Annotated in this window: 5 protein-coding genes; 3 read left to right on the top strand and 2 right to left on the bottom strand. The window is 57.0% G+C overall.

Annotated features, from left to right (window positions below; translation table 11 throughout):
• On the bottom strand, positions 1–1275 hold a 1275-nt coding region (locus Q0510_RS11440; RefSeq protein WP_298711412.1), incomplete at its 3' end, for a DUF4011 domain-containing protein.
• A 317-nt stretch (positions 1276–1592) separates the two neighbouring features.
• On the opposite strand from Q0510_RS11440, the gene Q0510_RS11435 reads away from it, so the two are divergent.
• Genes Q0510_RS11435 through Q0510_RS11425 form a run of 3 tightly spaced genes read left to right on the top strand, consistent with a single transcriptional unit; the run spans position 1593 to position 3372 of the window.
• Positions 1593–1805, top strand: coding sequence for a hypothetical protein (locus tag Q0510_RS11435; RefSeq protein WP_298711409.1), 213 nt, complete (start codon positions 1593–1595; stop codon positions 1803–1805).
• A 27-nt stretch (positions 1806–1832) separates the two neighbouring features.
• Positions 1833–2606: a histidine kinase gene (locus Q0510_RS11430; RefSeq protein ID WP_298711407.1), complete on the top strand. Its 774-nt coding sequence runs from the start codon at positions 1833–1835 to the stop codon at positions 2604–2606.
• 10 nt (positions 2607–2616) lie between these two features.
• Complete coding sequence (locus Q0510_RS11425) at positions 2617–3372, top strand: LytTR family DNA-binding domain-containing protein (RefSeq protein ID WP_298711404.1); 756 nt, start codon at positions 2617–2619, stop codon at positions 3370–3372.
• Between the two features lies 1 nt (position 3373).
• Here the strand turns inward: Q0510_RS11425 and Q0510_RS11420 are convergent.
• Positions 3374–4902: ABC transporter transmembrane domain-containing protein (locus Q0510_RS11420; RefSeq protein ID WP_298711402.1), on the bottom strand; the 1529-nt coding region annotated here is incomplete at its 5' end.

Raw genomic sequence — 4902 nt, 5'->3', positions numbered from 1 at the left:
CTCGCAGAACGTTTCGGGCGACATTTCTTCCAGGTCCACGCTATCCGGCAATTCGATGCCGAACAGCTCGCGCAGGCGGTTGGCCAGCACGGGATTGACTTCCGCGTTATTATCGGTCACGGAGAGGACGTACTGGTCGCCCCCCGTTTGTTTTTTCTTTTTCAGTTCCACGGGCAGCAGCAGGAGCGGGCTGTGGATGCTTTCCTGGGGATCTTCCGCCAGGTTGTGCCATTTCAGGAACGCTGCCACCAGCTTCAGTTGCGAGAAACCAAACTCCTGGATGTCGCGTTGCGCTTCGAGCCGGATTTTGTTCAGCACGGCGGGCAGGTAGGGATGGTCTTCGAACCGGAGGTATTTGTTGAGGGCCAGGTCGCCCATGGCCACCACTTTCTCCGCGATATCGCTGTTCCAGGTGAAAAGCAGTTCCGGCCGGATGCTCTGGTGGTGCAGCACCATGGGCACGCTGCCGAAGGTGAGGTTGGCGAACCGGGCGTTGGGTTTATAAAACAGCAGCCGGTTGCGGCGGCTGGTATCGAAAAGGCGGTTACGGAGTTTATGCAGGATGATTTGTTGCTTCTCGCTGCGGTCATGCGTCACCCAGCCGGCCACCTGTGCCAGGTCGGTTTGTTTTTCGGGATCGAAATCGCGGTAATGCTCCAGCCGGTGGATGGCTTCTCGGAGATCGCGGGTACGGTGGCTGCGTTCCAGTTCCGTCATTTCGGTGATGAGGGTGCCGAGTGCGGGATGGAGGGGCCTGTGCAGGAGGGGGCGCTCACGCTGCACTGCCAGCGCGGGCAGGGTTTCGGGATCATGCAGATCGAGGCCGAGAGCCATGCCGGCAAGCACGAGCCCCAGCACGAAAATGTCGGTTTGTTCGTCGTGATGCTCCAGCAACATTTCGTAGCTGCGGTAACCTGGGATGTAGGCGGCATGGCGCAGGGGCTTGCCGGTATCGGCGTGTACCCGGAGCGTTTCGGCGGCCTGGCCTTCCGGGAGCCTTACTTTATCGATGACCTCGAAATGTGGGTTATGCCCGTTGAAGAGGGCTTCCACTTTTTCGGGCGCTTCGAGCGGCGGGTGGGCCGCTTCGGCGTTGAGCCGGAGGGTGCGGGCGGTGGCCATGATGGCGGACTCCTCGCCGAAGGGCGCCACTTTGCCTTCGTCATGCAGCGCCTGCACATCGTAGAAAAGCGGGAGTACGGCCGCTATAACGTCGTCGGTGGTGTATGGTCCGTGCTGGAAGGCGGTTTGCAGGAACTGCCGGAATGAGATCATCGTCAAAGTAAAAGATTAAAACCCTGGGCCGGGGGTTCGGTTTCCGGCCGGTCAAAATTACCAATTTCCGCGCCCAGCTCAAAACCCGGGAAGCCTCCATTTTCCGCTTCGATGCAAATTCCTTCGTCCTAGCTGCTTTCCATTTTAACGGCGCAAGGGAGGCGGATATCTTGTGTTGAAAATGAAGGAAAAAGTACTTCCAATGGCCAATCGCATCGCGGGGCGGCTACCTATAACGCCGCCGCACAGCGAAATATTGGAAACTTCAAACCGGAATTCATGACAAACCTTCAAAAAACATGTTAAATTTCGCCCTTATGTCCAAATTTCTAAAAAAGCACGCCGTTCGTATCTCCATCACCCTCCTCATCATGGTCGCCGCATTCTTTATCGGTATCATGATGTCGCCCAGCTTCGGCCTGATCGTTGCCGCGGCTTCCATATTAGTCGTGCAATTGCTATGGTTCATACTTGCCCGCATACACCGGCTGCTCGACCGCCTGCTGCCTTACAAGACAGCGGGTCTATGAGCTAATAAAAAAAGCGAAGCGGGAAGAATGTTCCTCCAGTTGCTGGTTGGATTTATCGCCGGGTGGATCGTTACCAGCATCGGCATGCTCGTGTTCCTGCTGCACCTGCCTTTCAGCAACGTCCTGGGAATCCCACTCATGTATTCCCATTACCTTTCCATCATCATTAATATCGCATTGATCGGCCAATATTTCTTCCAGGCCTGGAAAAATAATGCCGTAAAAGAAGAAAGGATCAAACGGGAAAACACGCAAATGCAGCTGCAACACCTTAAAAACCAGATCGATCCCCACTTCCTTTTCAACGCATTCACATCGCTGGATAACCTTACCCAGACCAATCCGCCGTTGGCTTCCGAATTCATCCGCCACTTGTCCAAAATCTACCGGCATGCGCTGGAAAATAAAGACAATGGCGTTACCCCGCTGGCAGTAGAACTGGACATGCTGCGCCACTACACCGCACTTCAGAAAATCCGCTTCGGTGATGCACTTGCGATCGATATCGATATCAACCCTTCACAGGAAGACAGGGGTGTGGCCGCGCTTTCGCTCCAGATGCTGATCGACAATGCCATCAAGCACAACGAAATCCATCCCGACCACCCTTTGTATATCCGTGTTTACGAGGAAGACGGTTATATCATCGTTTCGAATAACAAGCAAATACGCCGGCAGCTGGCCATTTCGAATAAACAGGGCCTGCAGCAGCTGAAGCAGATGTATAAATTGTTGGGGGAGAAGGAAGTGATCGTGAAAGACGGCGATGCCAAATTCACCGTATCCATGCCCATGCTTTAAAATCGCAAAGATGAACGTACTGATCCTGGAAGACGAGCCCCTGGTAGCCGCGCACCTCATCCAACTGGTCCGCACCCTCGAACCGGCATGGCACATCACCGGCCCGGTGGCCAGCCTCCGTGAGGCGCTGTGGAAGCTCGATCCCATGCCCGACCTCGTTTTGGCCGACATTCAATTGTCCGACGGTATCAGCCTCGACCTGTTTCCCCACCTGCAACCCGCGATCCCTGTTATTTTCACCACGGCCTACGACCAATATGCGATCCGGGCGTTCAAGGTCAACAGCATCGATTATCTCCTGAAGCCCGTTGACCCCGGGGAACTGGCGGCGGCCTTCCGCAAATACGCTTCGCTGCGGGAGAAGTACGCCAGCCCGGAGTATATCCGGGAACTGCTGCGATTCGTGCAAAACCAGCAGCAGGCTTCGCGGTACAAGAACAGTTTCACCGTGCAATCGGGAAAAAACGTGTATGTGTTCCCGTTATCGGAGATCGTGGGTTTCTCCAAAAGTGAGGTGATCCGGATCCATCATGCCGACGGGCGCAACTGGGTGGCCGATTACCGCTCGCTCGACGATATCGGGGAACTGCTCGACCCGCAGCAATGTTTCCGCGCCAACCGGCAGTTCATCGCCCACAGGGCTTACCTCGCCGGTTTCAAAACGGATGAAAGTTCCCGCCTCACATTGCATTTCAAGGCCGGTAAACCGCCGGAGGTAACGGTCAGCAAAGACAAAGCCGCCGCTTTCCGCACCTGGTTCGGGTAAATTAGTTGGAGAATTGCAGTTCGCTGAGGCCGCGGTAGAGGCCTTCCGAGCGGCGCATGAGCTCTTCGTGCGTTCCCGCTTCGGCCACTTGGCCTTTGTCGAGCACCAGGATCATATCCGCCCGGCGGACGGTGCTCAGGCGATGGGCGATCACGATGGAGGTGCGGCCTTCCATGAGTTTTTCCAGCGCTTCCTGCACGAGTTTTTCCGATTCGGAATCGAGGGCGGAGGTGGCTTCGTCGAGGATGAGGATACGCGGGTTCTTCAATACAGCGCGGGCGATGGCGATGCGCTGGCGCTGCCCGCCCGAGAGCTGTACGCCGCGTTCGCCGACGATGGTATCGAGGCCTTCGGGGAACTGCCGGATAAACTCCCAGGCGTTGGCCTGGCGCGCGGCTTCCATGATGGCGCCTTCGGTGGCGGAGGGGTCGCCGTAGGCGATGTTCTCGCGGATGGTGCCCCCGAACAGGAACACGTCCTGCGGCACCACGGCCATCTGGGAACGGAGGAGCGCGAGGTCGTATTCGCGGGTGTCCTGTCCGTCGATGTAGATATGTCCGGCCGAGGGGTCGTAGAAACGCAGCAGCAGGTTGACGATGGTGGATTTACCCGCGCCGCTGGGCCCAACGAGGGCTACCTGCCAGCCGGGCTCCGCGTGGAAACTGACGTCGCTCAATACGGGGATGTCTTTTCTCGAAGGGTACTGAAACCCTACGTGCTGGAAGCGGATCTCGCCGCGGAAGTGCTGCTGGCGGGCGGCGGGAGGGAGGAGCCGGATGTTTTCTTCCGGCTCGTCGAGGATTTCGAGGAGGTGCTCCGAAGCCCCGAGTGCGCGCTGGACGCGGGTGAATATCTCGGCCAGTCCGGATATCGATCCCCCAATGAAACCGGAATACAGCACAAAGGAGAACAGGCTGCCCACGGGGAAATCCGGCCCGATCATGAGGACGCCCTTCCAGATAACGGCCACCATGGCGCCGAAGAGCCCGAAGATGAGGAACGACACGAACATCCCCTGGTAGGTCCCCGACTTAATGCCGGTTTTCACGACTTCATTTGTTTTGGCGCGGTAGCGGCCGATCTCGAAGTATTCGTTGGCGAAGGCTTTCACGTTATAGATACCCTGCAGCGTTTCTTCCACGATCGTATTCGATTCGGCGATCTGCCCCTGCACCTGTTTGCTGAAGCGTCGGATGAACTTGCCGAACACCACCGCCAGTATGCAAATGGCGGGCAGGATGGCCAGCATGAACAGGGTCAGTTTCCAGGAAGTATACGCCAGCAGCACGATGCCGCCCACGATGGTCAGCACCTGCCGGAGGAATTCCGCCAGGGTGGTGGTGAACAGGTCCTGCAATTGGGAGATATCGGAGGAGATACGGCTGTTCAGCTCCCCGACGCGCCTTTCCGAGAAGAATTTCATGGGCAGGCGGATGAGGTGGGCGTAGGTGGCCTGCCGGAGGGAAGCCACGGTTTTCTCCGTCATGGAAACGAAAATCTGGATACGGAAGAAGGAAAAGATGGATTGAA

Origin of the sequence: uncultured Chitinophaga sp. (assembly GCF_937874145.1) — a bacterium.
Classification (GTDB): Bacteria; Bacteroidota; Bacteroidia; order Chitinophagales; family Chitinophagaceae; genus Chitinophaga.
The sequence above is the reverse complement of the archived record's forward strand: the minus strand, read 5'-3'. Positions and strand labels throughout refer to the sequence as shown.

Coding starts and splice junctions, on each gene's coding strand:
- Q0510_RS11435 (WP_298711409.1), top strand. CDS start 1,593: ATGTCCAAATTTCTAAAAAAGCACGCCGTTCGTATCTCCATCACCCTC.
- Q0510_RS11430 (WP_298711407.1), top strand. CDS start 1,833: ATGTTCCTCCAGTTGCTGGTTGGATTTATCGCCGGGTGGATCGTTACC.
- Q0510_RS11425 (WP_298711404.1), top strand. CDS start 2,617: ATGAACGTACTGATCCTGGAAGACGAGCCCCTGGTAGCCGCGCACCTC.